Source organism: Streptomyces sp. NPDC127098, from assembly GCF_042722465.1.
GTDB classification, from domain to species: Bacteria; Actinomycetota; Actinomycetes; order Streptomycetales; family Streptomycetaceae; genus Streptomyces; species Streptomyces millisiae.
On the sequence record NZ_JBHXFJ010000007.1, the window covers coordinates 39,631 to 59,533 of the forward strand.

At 71.9% G+C, this 19,903-nt stretch carries 18 protein-coding genes and 2 pseudogenes; 13 read left to right on the top strand and 7 right to left on the bottom strand.

Going from position 1 to position 19,903, the window contains the following annotated elements; translation table 11 throughout:
- Positions 1-36 precede the first annotated feature (36 nt).
- The gene (locus tag ACFWI8_RS07110; protein ID WP_387086810.1) at positions 37-312 is read left to right on the top strand and encodes a hypothetical protein; all 276 of its coding nucleotides are present in this window, start codon (positions 37-39) and stop codon (positions 310-312) included.
- A 133-nt stretch (positions 313-445) separates the two neighbouring features.
- Here ACFWI8_RS07110 and ACFWI8_RS07115 read toward each other — a convergent pair whose 3' ends face one another.
- Complete coding sequence (locus tag ACFWI8_RS07115) at positions 446-982, bottom strand: hypothetical protein (protein WP_387086812.1); 537 nt, start codon at positions 980-982, stop codon at positions 446-448.
- Between the two features lie 385 nt (positions 983-1,367).
- On the opposite strand from ACFWI8_RS07115, the gene ACFWI8_RS07120 reads away from it, so the two are divergent.
- Together ACFWI8_RS07120 and ACFWI8_RS07125 are read left to right on the top strand one after the other, a co-directional pair.
- The gene (locus tag ACFWI8_RS07120; protein ID WP_387086814.1) at positions 1,368-1,631 is read left to right on the top strand and encodes a GlsB/YeaQ/YmgE family stress response membrane protein; all 264 of its coding nucleotides are present in this window, start codon (positions 1,368-1,370) and stop codon (positions 1,629-1,631) included.
- A gap of 285 nt (positions 1,632-1,916) precedes the next feature.
- Positions 1,917-2,273: a hypothetical protein gene (locus tag ACFWI8_RS07125; RefSeq protein ID WP_387086816.1), complete on the top strand. Its 357-nt coding sequence runs from the start codon at positions 1,917-1,919 to the stop codon at positions 2,271-2,273.
- Here ACFWI8_RS07125 and ACFWI8_RS07130 read toward each other — a convergent pair.
- Complete coding sequence (locus ACFWI8_RS07130) at positions 2,181-2,855, bottom strand: TetR family transcriptional regulator (RefSeq protein ID WP_387086818.1); 675 nt, start codon at positions 2,853-2,855, stop codon at positions 2,181-2,183. The two genes, ACFWI8_RS07125 and ACFWI8_RS07130, sit on opposite strands and share 93 nt — an antisense overlap.
- A gap of 250 nt (positions 2,856-3,105) precedes the next feature.
- Between ACFWI8_RS07130 and ACFWI8_RS07135 the strand changes: the two genes are divergently transcribed.
- From ACFWI8_RS07135 to atzF, 5 genes and pseudogenes are all read left to right on the top strand, one after another.
- The gene (locus ACFWI8_RS07135) at positions 3,106-3,258 is read left to right on the top strand and encodes a hypothetical protein (RefSeq protein ID WP_387086819.1); all 153 of its coding nucleotides are present in this window, start codon (positions 3,106-3,108) and stop codon (positions 3,256-3,258) included.
- 39 nt (positions 3,259-3,297) lie between these two features.
- A pseudogene (locus ACFWI8_RS07140) lies at positions 3,298-4,188 on the top strand (oxidoreductase); the annotation flags it as partial.
- A 622-nt stretch (positions 4,189-4,810) separates the two neighbouring features.
- Positions 4,811-5,680: an urea amidolyase associated protein UAAP1 gene (locus ACFWI8_RS07145; protein ID WP_387086821.1), complete on the top strand. Its 870-nt coding sequence runs from the start codon at positions 4,811-4,813 to the stop codon at positions 5,678-5,680.
- Complete coding sequence (locus ACFWI8_RS07150) at positions 5,677-6,309, top strand: urea amidolyase associated protein UAAP2 (RefSeq protein ID WP_387087034.1); 633 nt, start codon at positions 5,677-5,679, stop codon at positions 6,307-6,309. Before ACFWI8_RS07145 ends, ACFWI8_RS07150 begins: the two co-directional genes overlap by 4 nt.
- Positions 6,306-8,089 (top strand): annotated as a pseudogene (gene atzF, locus ACFWI8_RS07155) (allophanate hydrolase). Before ACFWI8_RS07150 ends, atzF begins: the two are co-directional and overlap by 4 nt.
- 45 nt (positions 8,090-8,134) lie before the next feature.
- Here atzF and ACFWI8_RS07160 read toward each other — a convergent pair.
- Genes ACFWI8_RS07160 through ACFWI8_RS07180 form a run of 5 tightly spaced genes read right to left on the bottom strand, consistent with a single transcriptional unit; the run spans position 8,135 to position 14,190 of the window.
- A complete protein-coding gene (locus tag ACFWI8_RS07160) occupies positions 8,135-8,782 on the bottom strand; it encodes a cysteine hydrolase family protein (protein ID WP_387086823.1) in 648 nt (215 codons plus the stop codon).
- A gap of 54 nt (positions 8,783-8,836) precedes the next feature.
- Positions 8,837-9,835, bottom strand: coding sequence for an ABC transporter permease (locus ACFWI8_RS07165; protein WP_387086825.1), 999 nt, complete (start codon positions 9,833-9,835; stop codon positions 8,837-8,839).
- 42 nt (positions 9,836-9,877) lie between these two features.
- On the bottom strand, positions 9,878-10,750 hold the full coding sequence (locus ACFWI8_RS07170; RefSeq protein WP_387086827.1) for an ABC transporter permease: 873 nt from the start codon (positions 10,748-10,750) through the stop codon (positions 9,878-9,880).
- A complete protein-coding gene (locus ACFWI8_RS07175; protein WP_387086829.1) occupies positions 10,747-12,591 on the bottom strand; it encodes an ATP-binding cassette domain-containing protein in 1,845 nt (614 codons plus the stop codon). The genes ACFWI8_RS07170 and ACFWI8_RS07175 overlap by 4 nt, the downstream gene beginning before the upstream one ends.
- 33 nt (positions 12,592-12,624) lie before the next feature.
- Positions 12,625-14,190 carry an ABC transporter substrate-binding protein gene (locus tag ACFWI8_RS07180; RefSeq protein ID WP_387086831.1) on the bottom strand — a complete coding sequence of 522 codons (1,566 nt, stop codon included), beginning with the start codon at positions 14,188-14,190 and terminating at the stop codon, positions 12,625-12,627.
- A 243-nt stretch (positions 14,191-14,433) separates the two neighbouring features.
- Here ACFWI8_RS07180 and ACFWI8_RS07185 point away from each other — a divergent pair, with 243 nt between their 5' ends.
- The 5 genes from ACFWI8_RS07185 to ACFWI8_RS07205 all read left to right on the top strand — a co-directional run bounded on the left by ACFWI8_RS07185 (position 14,434) and on the right by ACFWI8_RS07205 (position 19,903).
- Positions 14,434-15,732, top strand: a complete 1,299-nt coding sequence (locus tag ACFWI8_RS07185) for an amidohydrolase family protein (protein ID WP_387086833.1) — start codon at positions 14,434-14,436, stop codon at positions 15,730-15,732.
- Positions 15,729-16,472 (top strand): TetR/AcrR family transcriptional regulator, encoded by a 744-nt coding sequence (locus tag ACFWI8_RS07190; protein WP_387086835.1) that lies wholly within the window; start codon positions 15,729-15,731, stop codon positions 16,470-16,472. The genes ACFWI8_RS07185 and ACFWI8_RS07190 overlap by 4 nt, the downstream gene beginning before the upstream one ends.
- A 170-nt stretch (positions 16,473-16,642) precedes the next feature.
- Entirely contained in the window at positions 16,643-17,365 is a 723-nt protein-coding gene (locus ACFWI8_RS07195) for a GntR family transcriptional regulator (protein ID WP_387086837.1), read from the top strand.
- A gap of 190 nt (positions 17,366-17,555) precedes the next feature.
- Positions 17,556-18,806, top strand: coding sequence for an aminotransferase class V-fold PLP-dependent enzyme (locus ACFWI8_RS07200; protein ID WP_387086839.1), 1,251 nt, complete (start codon positions 17,556-17,558; stop codon positions 18,804-18,806).
- The gene (locus ACFWI8_RS07205) at positions 18,803-19,903 is read left to right on the top strand and encodes an FAD-dependent oxidoreductase (protein WP_387086841.1); all 1,101 of its coding nucleotides are present in this window, start codon (positions 18,803-18,805) and stop codon (positions 19,901-19,903) included. The genes ACFWI8_RS07200 and ACFWI8_RS07205 overlap by 4 nt, the downstream gene beginning before the upstream one ends.

The following is a 19,903-nucleotide window of genomic DNA, read 5'->3' on the forward strand; positions in this document are numbered from 1 at the left end:
GGGGTGGTCGACGCCACTGAACGATAGGTCAACGTCATGTCCACAACCGTCGCCAGGTCCCGTTCCCTCCGGCACGGGGCGATACGAGGAGCCGTTCTGCTCACGGTCGTGCTGGCGTCGACCGCCGGCGCGTGCGGGAATCGTGACTGCGACGCGGCGGCGGTCCCGGACGACGGCGACATCCAGGTGGCCGCGGCCCCGGAGCGCACCTCGGGCGGCTCCGGCGGCGGTGGCCGTGGCTCGGGCTCCCGCGGCCGCACGGGCGGCTCGTACGGGAGTTCCTCCGGGGGCTCGTCGGACGACTGCGACTGAAATCGCCCCATCCCGGCCCGGCCGCTGCCCGCGCCGGCCGGAGGCGGCCGGTGGCGCGGCCGCATGCGTGGCGCGCGATCGGTACCTGAGTTCGGGAGCACCCTGGCCCTCTTCGCGGGCTGGGTGCCTCTCGTCAGACCGCGTACGTGCCGCTCGGCGGTTGTTGCCGAAGGTCAGCGGTGGTGCGGCGACGGTAGTAGGCGTGCGCGAGGATGAGGAGCAGTGGGCCCCAGAGGTTCATCAAGCCGCTGACCGTCATGGCGAGGATGTTCCAACCGGGTTCGTATGGCCAGGCATCCGGGCCGATGGCGAGTGCGTTGTACAGCCAGACACCGAGAACGACGGTGAGGAGGAGGCCGCCTGCCGTGGCCGGGACGAGCGCCACGGCGGGCGGGATGCGCTTGCCGGCGAGCCGGGGGACCCATGCAGGGACCCGCTCACCCCAGGGGCGCACCAGGCCGAAGCTGAGGAGCGCCGCGAGTTCGGAGAGAACGCTGAGCGTGATGACGTAGGCGATGTGGCCCACGGTTGGCGAGAGCGGCTCGCCGCCCATGCCGTGGCCGATGACTGGTAGGCGCCACAGACACACGGGGAGCGCCACGAGCGGGATGGCCTGGGCCACGCGGTGGGCCCAGGCAGGCACGGGCGGTTCGGTCTCTATCACGTTCACCGCTTCAGCATGACCAGACCGTCACAGGTGGGCGTCACGCCAGGAGATGATCCGTCTCCGTCGCGAGGATGACGGTGGCATCTCTCTCGGAGTACCCACTCCTGAACGCCAGCGCGCCAGCACGGCAGCCCGGCTTCCCCGGCGCGGGCCACTTTGGCTATCTGGCGCCGGAGCCCTTCCGACACAAGGTGCTTGGGCGCCGTCACGTGCACGTAGCCGCACCCCGCGCGGACGGCCGTGCGGTCGGCTCGGGTGAGCCGGACGGAAACGGAGTCGTCGAGGACGCCGGGGGCCGTCGCCGGAGAACGGTTCGCCCGGCGAGGACTGAACCGCCGTCCCCCGGGGCACCCGACGGCGGTCCAGTTCCGTCAGGAAAGGCTGAACGATGGAGATCTCCGGAATCATCAGCGCGATCGTCGTCGGCGTCGTGATCGGATTCCTCGGCCGGCTCGTCCTCCCGGGCCGGCAGGGCATCGGGATTCTCTGGACGCTGCTGGTCGGCATCGTGGCGGCCCTCATCGGAACGGCCGTCGCCCAGGTGCTCGGCGTGGGTGACACGGAGGGCCTCGACTGGATAGAACTGCTGATCCAGATCGCTCTGGCCGCCGTCGGCGTCAGCGCCGTGCAACGGGTCAAGACGAAGGTCTGACCCCGCCCGACCGCGGTCTGCCGCCGCCGCGCCCGCCCCAGGGCGGGTGCGGCGGCCTGTCATTGTCCGAACTCGGCGGCTTCTTCCGTTCGCGACGCGAGCGGATCCGCCCCGAGGAGGTCGGGCTCGCGCCCGGCCCGCGGCGCCGCGTCCCGGTCTGCGTCGCGACGAACGCGACCACCTGTACCGGTTGGCGAACCGCAATATCCCGCACCAGGGCGGGACGGCGTCACACGTCCACCCCGCGATGCTCGACCTGCTGACACGAATCGACGGGCCCCGGCGATGGTGGGCACCGACCTGCACGCCGTTCTGGTCCAGGACCCGCTCGCCGTCGCGATGCTCGGCGACCTGTCCGCGCACCAGGGCCGCGCGGCGAGCTTCGTCTACCGATGGTTCACCGACCCGGCCTCGCGGCAGATCTACCCGCGGGAGGACCTCGCCCCGCAGTCACGCTCGTTCGTCGCCGACCTGCGCGCGACAGTCGGGCGACGCGGCCCAGGCGACGCCGAGAAGCTCGCGCTGCTGACCGTCGTGGGCACACAGGGCTCAGGCGGAGACGCGGGCGATGGTGCCCGCGGTGAGCGTGGCCAGCATCTCCTGCAGGGCAGTCACGAAGTCCAGCTTGAACGCGGTGAGTGAGGGGTCGGCTTCGTAGGCGGCGAGCATCGCCGGGGAGGGCCGGGCGTGTGTCCACACGGCACCGACGGCCATGATCACGGCCGCGGTCAACTGCGGTGCGCTGTTGCCCAGCTCAGGAAGGTGCTGGTGGGCCAACGCCGCGATGTCGGCGACGTTGGCCACGGCCGCGCGCTTATAGCGGGCGGCCACCTGCGGGGAGACGTTGTGTTCCAGCACCCCCGCCTGCGCGCTCAGCAGGTCACACAGGACCCGGCGTTGGGCGAGGGAGCCCGCGATGACGGCGGCGAACTGCTCTGCACGCCGGCTCACCGGAGCGTCCTGGTCGATGCCGGCGTGCGCAAGGGCAGGCAAGTCGGCCACCCACTGCCGCCAGGCACGGTCGAGCAGTTCCAGCAGGATCGCCTCACGCGATTCGAAATAGCGCAGCACATTGGACTTCGCCAGCCCGACGCGGCGGCTCAGCTCGTTCAGGCTGATCTCACCGATGGGCATCTCCTCGAGCATGCCGGCGGTGGTGTCGAGGATGGCCTGGCGCCGCGTCTCGCGCTGCTCCTCACTGCGCGCGCGCTGGAAGTTCGTCATGCCCCCAGGTTACAGACTGCCGGTCTTTTGACATCAGACCGGTGGTCTTCTATGTTGGGGTCGCAGTCAAACAGACCACCGGTCTGAAAAAGGGGGCAGGTCTTGGGCTGCGCGCCGGGACCGACGCCTGTGCGGCTCTCCGGGCCGCCGGCGCCTTCAGCGACCTGCGCCCGGACATCATCCGGGTCGTCGCGGAGGTCGACACCGTCGTACCCCTCTTCACCAACAGCGGTACCACCTCGGTGACTTCATGGGCGCTGGCCCCACCGGCGAGCCTGCCCAGAGGCTCGGCACCGGCGTGTACCGCATCAGGAACGGCGAGATCCCCGAAGCCACCTTCGCCGAGGCCATCCTCGGCAGGCTCTTCCAGCTCGGTGTCACGACCCTGCCGAGCGCCGCATGACCCGAGCACAGAACCAACGCATCCGAGGAGCGTGACAACGTGAACCACTGGACTCCCGACGACCTCCCCGATCAGACCGGCCGCACCGCGCTGATCACCGGCGGGAGCGGCGGGATCGGACTCGAGACCGCCCGCGCGCTCGCCCGGCACGGGGCCCGTGTCATCCTGGCCGGCCGCAGCCGGACCAAGCTGGACCAGGCCGCGGAGGCTGTGCGTGCCGCGACCCCCGGGGCCCGGACGGACACCCTGGTGCTCGACCTCTCCGACCTCTCCTCCGTCCGCGACGCGGCCACCCGAATCGCCGAGACCGAGACGGTTGACCTGCTCTTCAACAACGCCGGCGTGATGAACCTGCCCGAGCGGCGCACCACCCACGACGGCCTCGAGATGACGGTCGGCACCAATCACCTCGGCCACTTCGCCTTCGACGCCCAGGTCTGGCCCGCCGTGCGCCGCTCGTCCGCACCGCGCGTGGTCACCGTCAGCGCCAGCGCGGCGCGGTGGCCGATGGGCAGGCTGGACGACCTGATGAGCGAGAAGAGCTACCGCCCCATGGGCGCCTACGCCAAGTCCAAGCGCGCCAACATCGTCTACACCCTCGAACTCGCGCGCCGCACAGCGAGCAGCTCCGTGGAGGCGCTCGTCGTCCACCCGGGGTCGGCGATGACCGGTCTGCAGCAGCGCGGCAACGGCGCTCTGAGCCGCGTGGTCACCTCGATCGCCGCACGCCTGCTCATGGGCTCGGCCGAGGGTGCGGCCTGGCCCTCCCTGTACGCGGCGACCAGCCCGTACGTCCAGTCGGGCCAGTTCATCGGCCCCGCCGGACGGGACCAGACCTCCGGCACCCCCAGGCCCGCCAAGCTCCCCCCAGGCGCCGACGACCCCGCGACGGGCAGGCGGCTGTGGGTGGCGAGCGAACAGCTCACAGGTGTCCCCTTCGACCTCGAAGCCGGGGCCGCCATCTGGGGTCCGCCTTCACGGGTCGCTAGGCAGCGGATCATGGTGGCGTGGCACGCCGTCATGAACCATGAACCGAGCAGATTCGGTTCGCCCCCGCCTGGGCGGGGGCGAACAGCGGGCCAGCCTGCGGCGGCCAGGCGGAGGGGTGCTACCAGGTGCACGCCGAGACCTACCTTCGAACGGCGCGCCAGTACACCGAGCTTCCCGTCAAGCAGGCCGTCGTGGCACTCTCCGCCCTCAGCCTTCTCTACCCGCCTCGCGCTCGAACTGGCCCCCTCGGGCCGAGTCCCTGGGCGATGCCTGGCTGTTCGGAACCGAAGGCCGCGTTCGAGGCTGGCGGGCAGGCAACGCCACCTTGTCGACACCCTCCGGCCCATCGACGCAGCCCCTTACCGCATCGATTCGTACGTGCAACCCGGCGACACGAACCGCGTCCATCACAGCGACGTGGGAACCACAGTTCGATCTCGCTCCGCGAGAGACAGGTCGCCGTGGAAACGCCCATGTAACGCTCGGCGCACACCCTCGATACGCGGCTGTCGTCCAATTTCTATCGATCGACCGAAAGAAAGCCCTCCCCGCTGGAGGAACCATGGGCTCGCTCGCTTCCAGTCCGGACCCCGCCACCACTTCGCTGACCGCCACCACGCACGCCGCGCGCGTGCACGCCCGAGCCCAGGAGGGTGCCCACGTCACCGACATGCCGACGGTTCCGGCCGCCGACTGGCCCGAACCGCCGCCGGGCGTCTCAGCCACCCGCCTGACCTGGGCCGAGACCATCGGCGGAGGCAACTACAGCCACCAGGTCCTCGCCCGAGGCACCGCGCTGGAGCTGACCGATGTCGACGGAGACGCCTGCGCACACGTACTGCTGTACTACGCCGACCGTCCCTTCGAACGGCTCAACGCCGCCGACACGGTCAAGATCCAGTGGAACGCCTACCTCGGCGCGGAGCGGCTGTTGTTGTCCGACCAAGGTCGCGTGCTGGCCTCGGTGACCGCGGACAGCTCGGGCCGGCACGACGCGCTGTGCGGCACCTCCGCCCTGGCCCGAAACGCGGCGCGCTACGGCGACGGATCGGCGCATGGCCCCACCCCCGCGGGCCGGGAGCTGCTCAAGCTTGCCGCCGCCAAGCACGGTCTCGGTCCACGGGACCTCCCACCGAGCCTCAGCTTCTTCAAGGGGGTCCGGGTCGGGCCCGACGGCGGACTCGAGTGGCTCGGCTCAGCCGGCCGTGGGACGAGGGTGACGCTGCGCGCCGAGTCGCCGCTGATCGTACTGATCGCGAACGTCCCGCACCCCCTCGACCCACGCCCCGCCTACACCTGTACCCCGCTACGCGTGCTGGCCTGGAGCGACCGCCCCACCGCTCCCGGCGCCCCGTTGTGGGACGCCACCCCCGAAGGACGCCGGGCGTTCCTCAACACCGTCGACCACCTCACCGCCAGGGGGATGGCATGACCTCCGCGATCGTCAGCGACACCACCGTCCCCGCCCGGGCGCCTTGGTCGGGCGTCATCCGGGCCGGGCAGACCCTCACCGTCACCGACCTGAGGGGAAACCAGGCCGTTGACTTCCTCGTGTACGACGCTCATGACACGTCGGTGCGCTACAGCGCGCCCGACACCATCCACGCCCAGGGCAATATCTTCCTCACCACCGGAAGCGTCCTGCTCTCCGGCGAGCACACCCCGCTGATGACGGTCGTCGCCGACACCTGCGGCCGGCACGACACCATCGGCGGCGCGTGTAGCCGGGAATCCAACACCCTCCGGTACGGCCATCACACCTGGGGACAGCACGCCTGCGTGGAGAACTTCCTCCTCGAAGGCGCACGCCATGGACTGGCCAAACGCGACCTGGTCAGCAATGTCAACTGGTTCATGAACGTGCCCGTCGAGGCCGACGGAACGCTCGGCATCGTGGACGGCATCTCGGCGCCCGGGCTCACGGTGGCGCTGCGGGCCGAGACCGACGTGCTGGTGCTGGTTTCCAACTGCCCCCAGATCAACAATCCGTGCAACGGCTTCAACCCCACCCCGGTACGGATGCTGGTTACGGGGGACGTGGCCGGTGAGGAGTCCCGGTGAGCGCGGTGGCACGGGTCCGCGAGGCGTATCGCCGGATCGCGGTCGCGGGGCGGCCCGAGCTGTGGATCGACCTGCGGCCGCTGGAGGCGGCGCTCACCGACGCCGAACGTGTCGATGCCCGCCGCGCCGCCGGGGAAGCGCTGCCGCTGTCCGGCACCGTGTCGGCGGTGAAGGGCAACATCGACGTCGCCGGGCTGCCGACGACCGCCGGCTGTCCCTCCTACGCTCACCTTCCCGACGAAGACGCCCCCGCCGTCGCACGATTGAAGGCTGCCGGCACCGTGGTGCTGGGAACGACCAATCTCGACCAGTTCGCCACCGGCCTGGTGGGCACCCGCAGCCCCTACGGCGCGGTGGCCGCCGCGTTCGACCCGGATCGGGTGGCGGGCGGTTCGAGCTCCGGGTCGGCGGTGGCCGTGGCGCTGGGTCTCGTGGATCTGGCGCTCGGCACCGACACCGCCGGATCCGGGCGGGTACCGGCTGCGTTCAACGGCGTCTTCGGGCTCAAGCCGACCCGCGGCCTGGTGCCCACGCGCGGAGTGGTGCCCGCATGCCGCAGCCTCGACTGCGTCACCGTCTTCGCCCGCACACTGGCACGGGCCGAGGCCGCGCTGGCGGTGCTGGCCGGGCCCGACCCGGCGGATCCGCTCTCCCGCACCGCCCCACCGGCCACGCCGCGGTCAGGGCCGCCGCGGCTCGGCGTGCCTGCCGCGGCCGCGCTGGGCGAGCTGGCCCCAGGCTGGGCCGACGCCTACGAGCGGACGGTCATGCGGCTGCGCGCCGCCGGCGTCACGGTCGTGCCCGTCGACCTCCAGGCGTTTCTGCGCGCGGGGGCACTGCTCTACGACGGGGCGTTCGTGGCCGAGCGTTACGCGGCCGTCGGAGACTTCATCGACGCGCACCGGGGTTCGCCTGATCTGGACCCGACCGTGGCGGCCATCATCACCGCCAGTCGTGAGCTGCCGGCCCACGCGCTGTTCACCGACCTCGCCGAGCTGGACGAGCTACGCGCCGTCGCCGCACGGGAGTTCGAGCGGGTGGACGCCGTGCTCCTGCCCACGGCCCCCGACCACCCCTCGTTGGCCGAGGTGGCGGCCGACCCGGTGGGTGTCAACGTCCGGTTGGGCAGGTTCACCAACTGTGCGAACCTGCTCGACCTCTGCGCGGTCGCCGCCCCCGCCGAGACAGTGGCCGGGCGTCCGTTCGGCGTCATGCTCCTCGGCCCGGCCTTCGCCGACGCCTCGCTGCGTACGCTCGCACGTCTGCTGACGGCGTGACAGGACCCAACCGAGCGCTCATGATGGGAGCCGAGGTGCCCGAGCCGACCTGGTGGACGCCCGACCCGACCGTCCACCCGCCGCGCCGCGCCGTGCCATCGGGCGACCCGGTCGTCGGTGTGGTCGTCGTCGGCGCCCATCGACGGGGGCAGCCGCTGAATCCCGAACTCCTGGCCCTCGGCGCCCGATTCGTTCGGGCGGTTCACACGTCCGACGCCTACCGCCTGCTGGCGCTCGCGACGACGCCGCCGAAGCCGGGCCTGGTCCGCTACGGGCCCGGGCTCGGCGCCCGCGTGGAAGGCGAACTGTGGGCGCTGAGCCCGGCGGGCCTCGGCCGGTTCCTCGCCGCGCTCCCGCCACCCATGATGCTCGGCCCCGTGGAACTCGACGACGGCAGCTGGGTCGTGGGATTCGGGTGCGACCGCGAGGCGGCAGGCGGCGCACCCGACATCACGGCGTACGGGTCGTGGCCGGCGTACCTGGCCGCGATCTCCCGGGGCTGACCGAGGCGCGGCCGGTTCCTCCGGCCGCGCCTCGGACCCTCCTCCTCAGGCGGACTGCGCCGCCAGGTGCGTGCGATCGGCACGGGCGACCTCGGGGTTGGCGGCCGCGGTCGCCAACCAGCCGAGCGCCTCGGCGTGGTGCACGAGCGCGTCACGCTGCAGGTAGTGGATTGCCCGCAGGGCGGCGTCGTGAGCCTCCTGGGAGGAGCCGCCGACGCAGTCGGTGACCACCCGGACCCGGTAGTCGTGCTGGTGGGCGTCGACGGCGGTGTAGTGCACGCAGACGTCGGTCAGGCCGCCGATGAGGATCACCGTCTCGGCCTTGTACGCCTTGAGCACGATTTCCAGTTCGGTGCCGAAGAACGCCGAGTAGCGGCGCTTGCGGATGAGGAACTCGTCCGGGCGCGGCTCGAGTCCGGGCGCGAGTTCGGTCTCCGGCCACCCCTCGACGCAGTGCGGCCCCTCTGAGCCGTCCAGCTCGCGGCCGATGTCGACGAGATTCGGCTTGTGCACCTCCTGGATCCACACGACGGGAATGCCTCGCTCACGGGCTCGGTCGACGAGTTCGCGCTGCAGGGGCGCGCGCTCACCACGGCCGGACATGTGGGGGATCTCGGTGCGGGATTCGGCGAGTTCGACACCGCCGCCCTGGATGTCCACGACGATCAACACAGCGTTGCCGACGACGTTCATGACGTTGTCCTCTTTCCACGGAGCGGGTTGGGGTGTGTTCGGTCGAGTAGCGGGCTAGACCAGGGCGATCCTGCGGTCCGCGACGACCTGCAGGATGTCGACGACCGCGTTGACGAGGACGTAGACCAGCCCCATGAGGAGGGCGACGCCGGTGATGCCCGGGAGGTCGCTGGCCGCGACCGACTTGTCGAGGTAGGACCCCACACCGGGCCAGGCGAAGATCTTCTCGACGACGACGAGACCGGCCAGGAGCGCGCCGGCCTGGATGCCGATCATCGACAGCGTCGGCCCGAGGGAGTTGCGAACCGCGTGGCGCAGCAACACGGCGCGCTCCGACAGACCGGCGGCGCGGGCCGTGCGGGCGTGGTCCGCCTCCAGGTTGACCGAGAGGCCGTCGACGAGCACGCGGCCGATCGCCATCGCGGGTGCGACGGCCGCGCACAGCACCGGCAGCACGAGATGGGCGAGGGCGTCGGAGAAGACGTCGAGCCGGAGCGCGAGCAGGCTGTCGAGGAGAAGGAATCCGGTGGGTCCTGTCGGGGCGTCGCGGAAGCCGCTGCGTCCGCCTGAGGGCAGCCAGCCGAGATCGCCGTAGAACACCAGCAGCGCGATCATGCCGAGCAGGAAGGTGGGGGCCGCGGCGCCGGAGAACAGCACCGTGCGCAGGACGGCCGCCCCGCGCCAGCGGATCGCGGAGACATACGCGAAGCCCGTGCCGAGCAGCACCGCCACGAACAGTACGCAGACGCCGAGTTCGAGGCTCGCGGGCAGGGCGGCGCCGACGTCCTGGGCCACGGGCGTACGGGTACGCAGCGAGTTCTGAAGGTCGCCGTGGAGTAGCCCGGACAGGTAGTGCAGGTAGCGGCTCGCGAACGGCTCGTCCAGGCCCAGCCGCTGCCGGGCGGCCTCCACGGCCTCCTGGGAGGCGTTGGCTCCCACGTACGCCTTGGCCGGGTCGACGCCCGACGCCTCCTGTAGCCCGAAGAGCACCACGGTCAGGGCGAGCAGCACCCCGGCCATCGCCGCGGCGCGACGCATGATGAACAGGATCATGTCAGACCTTTCCGGGATGAGTGCGCCGGTGTGGCATGGCTGTCACCGCCGCCGCAGCATGTCGCGGACGGCGTCACCGGCGTAGTTGGCGACGAGCGCCAGCGCGGTGACCGCGACGCCGGGCACGATGGGCACCCACCAGGACTCCAGCAGGTACTGCATGCCCTGGGCGGCCATCGCCCCCAGTTCGGGCGCGGGCGCGGGGGAGCTCAGGCCGATGAAGGACAGCGAGGCGAGGGCGACCACGAGCCCGCCGACGTCCAGACTGGCGGCGACCACGATCGTGGAGCGCACGCCGGGCAGCAGGTGCCGGGTGACCCGGCGTCCCCAGGGGACGCCCGCCAGACGAGCGGCTTCGAGGTGCGGCCGGGCCGCCCAGGCGCGTATCTCGCCGCGTACCAGCCGTGCGTACATGGGCCACCAGACGATGGCGATGCCGATGAGCGCGCTGGTGTAGCCCGCGCCGAGCGACGCGGCGACGGCCATGGCGATGACGAGCCCCGGCAGGGCGAGGAACAGGTCGGTCACGCGCATGAGGAGGTTGTCCACCCAACCCGGCAGCGCGCCGGCCAGCACCCCGACCAGGGTTCCGATCACCACGCCCGAGGCGATGACGATCGCCGCGGCCAGCAGGCTGGACCGCATGCCGAAGAGGACGCGTGAGAGCAGGTCGTAGCCGAGCGCGTCGGTGCCCAGCGGGTGACCCGCGCTGCCCGGCGGCAGGAACGCCTCGCCGGAGCGCAGGACGGGGCTGTGCGGCGCGAGGACGGGGGCGAGGAGGGCCGCCGCGACGAGCAGGGCCAGTGCGGCGATGGCGATCCGGTCGGCGGCCGTGCTGCGTTCGCGGACGGTGGTGACCGCCGCCCAGCGGCGTTGGGCGGCCGCGCGGCCGGTTCCCGGACCGAGCGTTGTCATCGGGAGTCTCCTGCGGGGACGGTGGTGTCGTGGGGCAGCCGGCGGTGCCGCGGGCCGGGGATCGCGGCCAGGAGTGTGCGCGTGTACTCCTCGGCGGGCGCGGAGCACACCTGCTCGGTGGGCCCGAACTCGACGATCCGGCCGGCACGCATGACGGCGACGCGGTCGGCGACGATGCGTGCGGCGGCGAGGTCGTGGGTGACGAAAAGAATGGACATGCCCAGTTCGCGCCGTAGCCGCCCGAGCAGGTCGAGCACGGTGGCGGCGAGCGAGACGTCGAGGGCCGAGGTCGGTTCGTCGCACAGCAGCACCCGGGGCGGCACGATCACGGCGCGGGCGATCGCGACCCGCTGGCGCTGGCCGCCCGAGAGCTGGTCTCCCCGGGCGTGCGCCGCGTCGGGATCGAGTCCCACGGTCCGCAGGGCGTCCTCCACGGCGACTCGGCGCGCGGCGCGGGTGGTGCCGGACAGGTGCGCCGTGAGGCGTTCGCCGAGCATGTCCCCGACGGTCAGCCAGGGGGTGAGGGAGGACCCCGCGTCCTGGAAGACCATCTGGGGCGTGCTGCCCGCGACGTCGACCCGGCCGGCCGTGGCGGTCTCCAGGCCCGCGACGATCCTCAGTAGCGTCGACTTGCCGCAGCCGCTCTCGCCGACCAGGGCGACGGCCTCACCCTGCGCGACGTCGAGGTCCACGCCGCGCAGGGCGGGTGTCTCGTCGCGGGCCCAGAGCCGGCCGGAGCGGAAGGTGCGGGTCACACCGCGCAGGCGTACGGCGTAGGTGTCGCTGATATCCGGCGCGGGCCAGCGCTCCGGCAGGTTCTGGTCGGCGGGGGCCGCGTGCCCGGCGTCGAGCACGCCGTCCGCGCCGATGGCGCGGCCGTGGGCGCCGTGGGCGCGTCCCGCACGGTCGGCCGCGGCCGCGGCCTCCGCCGGTGCCTCGCTGGTCGGCCGGTTGTCGGCATCGAGGTGTTCCAGCTGCGGGAGGCCGCGCGTCAGCGGGCGGTCCCGCGGTGTGTCCAGGTCGATTCGGGAGCGCAGCAGGCGCCGGGTGTAGGGATGTTCCGGACGGTCGAAGATGTCCCCCACAGCGCCCTGTTCGACCAGGCGCCCCTCGTGCATGACGACCATGCGGTCGCTGATCTGGGCGGCCACCCCCAGATCGTGCGTGACGAAGAGTACGCCGCAGCCGACCTCGTCGCGCAGCGAGAGCAGCAGGTCGAGCACCTGGGCCTGGACGGTGACGTCGAGGGCGGTGGTCGGTTCGTCGGCGACGATCAGCGAGGGGCGGCGGGCGACGGCGAGCGCGATCATGACGCGCTGCCGCAGCCCGCCCGAGAGCTGGTGCGGAAACGCCCTGAGCCGCGACGCGGGGTCGGGGACACCCACGTCCCCGAGCAGCCGGAGGCGCGTGGCGCGGTCGGGGGTGACCTCGGCCAACTGGGAACCGACGGTCATGGTCGGGTCGAGGGAGGTCATCGGGTCCTGGAAGACCGCGCCGATGTGCTTGTGGCGGACCGCGCGGCGTGGTTCGTCGCGAGCGGTGACCATGTCCGTGCCGCCGACCAGAACGGTCCCGGTCACCCGCGGCCGGGACCGCCGCGGGAGCAGACCCATCGTGGCCAGGCCGAGCACGCTCTTACCGGAGCCGGATTCCCCCACCATCCCGACGATCTCGCCGGGCCGTACGGCGAGGCTGACACCCCGCACGGCGTGGACGACGCGTCGGTCTCGGGTGAGTCGGACGTGCAGGTCACGCACGTCGAGGACGGACTGTGACGGTGGGCCGGGGGTGGTGGCGGACGTGCCCCCCGGGCGCGGGACGGCGGGTTCGCGTAGTGCCATGACGGGTCTGCTCCTCGTCCTGTCCTCGTCGTGTTACGCGCGGTCCAGGGCCGCGAAGTGCAGCACGTTGTACTCGAGCAGGTTCTGGGCCTCCCGCGTTCCGGTGATGTCGGGGGTGGTCAGGAGCGTCGTGTTGAGCGATCCGATCGAGAACCAGTGGCGGGAGTCGATGACCGACTGGGCGATGGGGCCGTAGGCGGATATGTCCGTCGTGCCCAGGGCGTCGTCGAGAGCCGCGTCGAGCCCGTCGACCTCGGCGCCGAAGAGGTCGAGACCGCCGCCCGGGGTGTAGATGATGCGGGCCCACGAGTCGGGGTGGCCGGCGTCGGGGAAGACCGAGAAGACCGCCAGGTCCGGTGCGGCGGCGAGGTCGTCGGTCAGGGTGTAGATGGTGCCGGCCGCGTAGGCCACGGCCTCGGCCGGCAGTCCCGCGCTGCTCAGCCGGGCGCCGAGCTCCTCGGCCACGGCCCTGCCATCGGCGCTGCTGCCGGCATAACCGATCCGGATGGTCTTCCCGTCGGCGATTCCGGACCCCGTGATCCGTTCCAGCGCGCCCTCGTCGTAGGCGATCCCCTGGTCGTCGAGTCCGGCGTCCAGCATGCCCTGGGGGAACAGCTGGGTCGTCGGCTCCTCCAGGCTGCCCATGGCGGCCGACACGATGCCTTCGGTGTCGATCCCGGAGTACAGCGACGCGCGCTCCTCCGGGGTGGTGAAGATCTCGGACTCCGGGTTCGCGTAGATCATCTGTGTCGTGAAGTTGGGGAACGTGCTGGTCTCGACATCCTCGCTGTCGGCGTACGACTCGAAGGCGGACTTGTTGAGATTGCCGAGGATGGCGTCGATCTCCCCGCGTTCGAGTTCGAGCTGGGAGGCGGACGCGTTCTCCGAGATCTTGAGCTGGACCGTGGTGAGGCTTGGCGTGTCGCCCCAGTAGTCGTCGTATGCGGTGAGCTCGTAGCGCACGCCGGTCTCGGCCGCGGTCAGTTCGTAGGGGCCGGTGCCGCCGTCGTGCGTGGTGAGGTACGTCTGCGCGAAGTCGTCGCCGGCCCGTTCGTCCAGCACCGTGGGGCTGATGATCTTGAGGCCGAACGGCGAGGCGAGGTAGTCCAGGAAAGCGGAGTTCGGCGCGGCGAGGGTGAGGACCGCGGTGTGGTCATCCGGTGTGGCGACCTCCACGACGTCCGCGGTCATGTACGCGGGGCCGCCGTCCACCTGGGCTCGCCGCTCGACCGAGGTCGCGACGGCGGCGGAGGTCAGCGGGGTGCCGTCGTGGAACGTGACGCCCTCGCGGAGGGTGAACGTGTAGGTGAGGCCGTCCTCCGACACCGTCCAGTCGGTCGCCAGCGACGGCACGATCTCCGCCTCGTCCGCGCCGTCCTGGTACTTCACCAGGCCCTCGTAGGCGTTCTGGATGATGTTGAGACCGGGGCCGTCGTAGTTGACGTCGGGGTCGGGGGGCGTGGTGTAGGCCTGGACGATCGCCGCGGTGAAGACGTCACCGCCGCCACCCGACGCACCAGGCCGGTCGGCGGCGCAGCCGGTGAGAGCCAGTGCGGCGGTCGCGACGGCCGCCAGGCCGAGTCGAAAGCTGGATCGCATCGGGGGACCTCTCGATGAGGAGGGGAGGTGGGGAGAGGGCGGGGTTTCCTGTCGGTGACCGAAACCTAGGGCCGGAGGCGCGGGGAAGAGGTTTCGGCCGAGTTGTCACTCGTTGCCGAGCTGTAAATTCTGTCGGCGACAGAAATCCTCGGGGTGTCGGTTGGTACGGTGATCACGACGACGCGACACCACCGACTGTCCCGGCACGCTCGCGCATCGTCGCCATGGATTCCGGGAGGGAACATGCCACAGGCCGAGCACGACCCGGGCCCCGCGCTCCTGATGCGGGACGCCACCGTCATCGACGGCACCGGGGCTCCGGCGCGAGCTCGCACCGACGTCCTGGTGGCGGGTGGGCGCATCGAGGCGATCGCGCCCACCGGCACGCTCGACCTGCCCGCACACCCCGCCCCCGAGCGGCTGCGGATCCTCGACGCCGCGGGGATGACCGTGCTGCCCGGATTCTTCGACTGCCATGTCCACGTGAGCGCCCGCCCCGACGGCGCGCCCTTCGACACGGTGTTGGCTCCGGAGAGCCTGCTCACGTTGCGCTCCGTGCCGGCCCTGTCCGCCACGCTCGACGCGGGCGTCACCACCGCGCGTGACCTCGCCGGGGCGGACTCGGGGTTCCGGGAAGCCGTGGAGGCCGGTTACGTACGCGGTCCGCGCCTCCAGGTGGCCCTGCGGATCCTCAGCATCACGGGCGGGCACGGCGATTGGCGCGCCATCGACGGCACCCCTCTGGACACCGGCCCCGGCGCCGGTGTGGTGGCCGACTCACCCGCCGAGTTCGTCAAGGCGACCCGCGAGGTGATACGCCAGGGCGCCGACTGGATCAAGGTCGCAGCCACCGGAGGGATGGGCAGCCCTCGCAGCGCCCCTGAGACCGGTGGCCTGACCGAGGCCGAGCTGCGGGCCGTCGTCGACGAGGCCGCACGGCACGGCGTGGTGGGCGTCGCCGCCCACGCCCAGGGCACCGCCGGAATCGCCGCCGCCGTACGCGCCGGGGTGCGCAGCATCGAGCACGGCTACCTGGTGGACGACGCCACGCTCGACGCGATGGGCGAACGTGGTACCTACCTCGTGCCCACGCTCGCCACCCTCACCCGGCCGGTGCGTCACGACGGCGCCCCCTGGGTGGTGGAGAAGCGCCGCCGACTCCAGGAAACCGCCCTTGAGCGCCTGCGGACCGCACTGACCAGCGGCGTGGCCATCGCGCTGGGCACCGATGCCGGCATCGCCCCGCACGGGCGGAACCTGCGGGAACTGGAGCTGCTCGTCCGGCTGGGGCTCGATCCGCTCGACGCGATCGCCGCCGGGACCGGTGTCGCCGCTCGCATGTGCCGGGTCGACGACGAGGTGGGAACCGTCAGGGAAGGGCTGCGCGCCGACCTGCTGATCACGGGTGTGGACCCGCTGGGCGACATCGCGGCGCTCGGCGATCCCAGCGCCGTGGAGACGGTCCTGCTCGGTGGCCGGATCGTCAAGGACGCCCGGCGCGCCGCCCCGTTCTCCCAGCAGGACGTGAGGCGGGCCGCGTGACTGACCGGGAGCCCCAGGACCGCCCGGCGGCGGGCCAGCGGCGCCGCAGGCCCGGACGCCCGCGCGCCGCGCCCAAGCGGCAGAACGGTCTCAGCACGCGTGAGGAGATCCTGATCGCCGCGTCCAACCTGTTCGGCGAACAGGGGTACCAAGCGACGAGCACCCGGCAGATCGCGGATTCCGTCGGCATCAAGCAGGCGACTCTGTACTACCACTTCGCCGACAAGCGGGCGATCCTCACGTCCCTGTTGTCCAGCACCGTGACGCCGGCGCTGGACTGCGCGCGGTGGCTCGAGGCGCAGGACATCAACCCCGAGGTCCGACTGTGCGCGCTCGTCCGCTACGACCTCGACACCCTGCTGCGGGACCGGCTCAACCTGCACGTGCTCTACCACCTGCCCGGGCTCGTCTCGGACGACTTCGAGCCCACCCACTCGGCCCAGGCGACCCTGCGCGACACCTACCGCCGATTCGGCAGGGCGGCGTTGGAGGCCCTGCACCCGCCCGACCGGGTGGACACCCTCGCGCACGACCTGGATCTCGTCTTCGCCCTCGTCGAGGCGGCGGTGTCGCAACGCCAGTGGGGGGGAGAGGAGAGCCGGGCCCGGTACGCGGGATCCGTGGTGCGGGGCACGCTGCGGCTTCTCGGCGTCGAGGAGGCCCTCATCCCCGGGATCATCGCTTCCGCCGCCGACACCCTCAGCGGCTACCCCGACGCGCCGCGCGCGAAGGGTCCGTAGGCGGACCGCGCTGCCGAGCGTCACCAGCTCATGGATCCAAGCCGGGGGCTTTCGGATATTCGGATTCGCTAGGCTTTTTCGGAGGCGGACGGAGGAGCACAGGTCCCTGAGCCGATCCCCCCGCTGCCGTGCATAACTCCATGCGAGCGACGAAGGGAGCGAGTCCGCGGATGGTAGACACCGCCGGCCTGAACGTGGAGGAGAAGAGCGGTCGTGCGCTCGTCGACGACCTCGCGAGCCGCATCCGCGATCGGATCATGTCAGGCAAGATCCCGATCGGGGCGCAGTTGCGCCAGGCGGAGTTGGCCGCCGACTTCGGTGTCAGCAGGACACCCGTGCGGGAAGCGCTGCGCCAGTTGCAGAGTGGTGGCCTCATCGAGGTGCTCCCCAACCGCGGTGCCATCGTGCGCGTTCCCGCGCCCTGGGAGGTGCGCGAGGCGTACGAGGTGCGGGCGGAGCTCGAGGCGCTCGCCGCCGCGCGGGCCGTCAGCCGGGTCACCGGCGAGCAACTGGAGGAACTGCGCCGGGCCAATCAGGAGATGTACGACCACTCTCTCGCCGAGAGCATGGGAAAGCCGGTCAGCCTCCCGACCAGCCAGCGGGACAACGACCGCTTCCACACCCTGATCGCCGACATCTCGGGCAACGCCCGCCTGGCCAGGGTGGTCAACGACATCAACGAGACCTTTCCCCGCAACGTCTCGGCCCAGCTCATCGTCAACGACGCCCGCCAACGCGACGAGAACTTCCGCGAACACGAGCGGATCGTCGCCGCGCTCGCCGCGGGAGAAGCCGAGGCAGCGGCGGCCGCGATGCGTGAGCACGTCATCCAGGCCGGCGATCAGCTGGCCGAGTGGTACGAGAAGCGCTCCTCCACGGTCTTCCGCGGCTGAACCGAGCCCGTTTCCCGCCCGTCGGGTCCTGACCGCCGTGGGTGCCGCGGCGGTGGGGCTCCGGTGGTGACCGGCGAAGCCCGGTTTCCGACGCCTGCCCCTTCGCTTGGCATCCGGTGCGCGGACCGGCGCGCCCAGGGATTGGATCCATCTGTGCTAGTCTTGGATCCCAATGGAAGGGTGTTGCGAGATGGATTCGATCGAGGCGGCGCCTGGCGCCGCTCTCGGCGCAGGGGCGGAGATCGACGTCGACGCCGAGCGTGCGCGAACCTTCGGTGCGGGTCTTTCGCACCACCTCAACGCCGCGGGCGCCGCGTTGCCGTCGCGCGGCGTCACGGCGGCCGTCGTCGATCACCTGCGTCGGGAGGAGCGGTACGGTGGCTACGAGGCGTCGGCGGCGATCCGTGAGCGCGGCGAGGACGTCTACGCGGCGGCCGCGACACTCATCGGCGCCCGTCCTCGTGAAATCGCCCTCTTCGACAGTGCGTCGACGGGCCTTCGGGTGCTCGTCGACGCACTCCGGATGGCACGGGGCGAACGCGTCGTCGCGTCGAGCACGACCTATGTCAGCCATGCGATGCACCTCATGACGATCGCCCGGGAGCACGATGTCGACCTCGTCGTCGCGCCCGTGGACGACACGCGGAGGGTCGACCTCGGCGCGCTCGAGGCCCTGCTGGCGGACGGGCGGCCGTCGATCGTCTCGGTCTCGCACATCCCCACGTCGTCGGGGCTCGTCGAGCCCGCCGAGGGCATCGGCCGGATCGCCCGGCGCTACGGAGCCACCTACATCCTCGACGCGACGCAGTCCGTGGGACACCTGAACGTCGACGTCGGGGCCATCGGCTGCGACGCGCTCGTGACGACCGGCCGTAAGTTCCTCCGCGCTCCGCGCGGCACCGGCTTCGCCTACATCCGGGAGTCGCTCCTGGAGCGGCTGACGCCGACGGCGCCGGATGTGCGCGGAGCGCGATGGTTGTCGCCGTCAGGCTGGGAGCTCAGCCCGGACGCGCGGCGGTTCGAGTCGTGGGAGAGCCCCGTAGCCGCCCGGCTCGGCCTCGGCGTAGCGCTCCGCGAGACCATCGCGCGCTCGCCGGAGAGCACCGAGCGATGGCTGCGGGCGCGTGCGCGGCTGCTGCGGTCCGCCCTCGCGGACATCCCCGGCGTGACGATCGCCGACCCGGATGGCGCGGCGTCCGCGATCGTGACCTTCGTCGTCGACGGCGTCGACTCGCCCGCGGTCGTCGAGGCGCTCGCCGCGCGGAACGTCCGGGTCGTCGCGGTCCCCGCGACACACGGCCAGTGGGATCTCGGCGCACGGGCGCTCCCCTCGGTCGTGCGGGCATCGGTCCACGTCTACAACGACGACAAGGATCTCGGCGCGCTCGTCGACGGCGTCCGGATGGTCACCGCGGGCCGCGACGGGGAGGCGGGCGGATGACGCGGCACGCGGACCGGACAGACGTCATCGTCATCGGACTCGGCGTGCATGGCAGCGCCGCCGCCGCCAGCCTCGCGCGCCGTGGGCGCCGCGTGATCGCGCTCGACCGTTTCCCGTCCGGGCACGACCGCGGATCCTCGCACGGCAGGACCCGCATGATCCGCCGTGCCTACCCCAGCCCGGTGTGGAACGACTTCGTCGATCGCGCCTTCGTGGCCTGGGCCGCGCTCGAGGCCGAGTCCGGGCAACGGCTCCTGCACCGCACGGCCGGGCTCTACGCGCACCGCGGCCCGTCGGAGCTGCAGGGGCCCGGCTGCGTGGTCATCGATGATCCGGACGAACTGGCGCGCCGCATGCCAGGGCTTGCCGTGCCTGAGGGCTACCGGGGCGTTTACGACCCGGACGCCGGCGTCATCGAGGCCGCACGCGCGCTCGGGACACTGCGTGGCGTAGCCGTGGCACACGGGGCGGAGCTGCGGCACGGTGTGCACGTGCGCGGATGGGAGCCGACGGTGACGGGCGTCCGGGTCGCGACGGACGAGGGCGTGCTGTCGGCGACCAACCTCGTGATCGCCGCCGGCGGTTGGACCGGTGCCCTCGTGCCGTCGTTGGCGCCCTGGCTTGACGTCTGGCGGATCCTGACGGTGACGGTACCCACCGGCCAGCGGGCAGGCATGCCGCCGGGCCTCGGCGCGTTCTCCGTGGACCGGCCGGAGGGTCTCGTGTTCGGTATCCCCGACGCCTGCGGCAACGGGGTGAAGCTCGGCGTCGACGCGGGCCTGACATGGGATCCGGAGGAGCCGGCCGCTCCGCCGAGCCCGCGGGAGATCGCCGAGCTGCGCGCACTCCTGGAGTCCTACGTGCCCGGCCTCGACACGACGCCGGTCGAGGCCACCTCCTGCCTCTACACGATGACGGAGGACCGGCGGTTCACCATCGGCCCGCTCGCCGACGCTCCCGCGGTCGTCGTCGCGGCGGCCTGCTCCGGGCACGGCTTCAAGTTCGGGCCGGCCGTCGGCGACGCGGTCGCGGACCTGTGTGACGGCGTTCCCCGTGACGACCTCGACTTCGTCTCGACGGCACGGCGGGGACTGTGA